This is a genomic window from Lactobacillus corticis, from assembly GCF_018327645.1.
In the GTDB taxonomy this organism is placed as follows: domain Bacteria; phylum Bacillota; class Bacilli; order Lactobacillales; family Lactobacillaceae; genus Lactobacillus; species Lactobacillus corticis.
Genome location: NZ_BMAY01000059.1, coordinates 1 through 214, shown reverse-complemented (window position 1 = coordinate 214; position 214 = coordinate 1). Strand labels below are relative to the sequence as shown.

Sequence of the window (214 nt, the reverse complement as noted above, 5' to 3'; positions counted from 1 at the left end):
TTACATTCTATCATGCCTAAGCACCAAAAGGGAAAGCATTTATCATTTGAGCAACGGGTTGTTATTCAGACCCGTATTAAAGACGGTTTCTCTCTTAGGGCTATTGCTCGTGAGCTTGATTGCTCTCCTTCTACTATCAGTTATGAGGTTAAACGTGGTACTGTTTTGCTTTATCATGGTAAGCAAAAACGCTATAAGGCACAACAAGGTGATA

General features: G+C 39.7%; 1 protein-coding gene. It reads left to right on the top strand.

Features of this window, described 5'->3' with window-relative positions; genetic code table 11:
- A partial coding sequence (locus KI210_RS08710) for a helix-turn-helix domain-containing protein (protein WP_246487345.1) occupies positions 1-214 on the top strand: 214 nt, incomplete at both ends.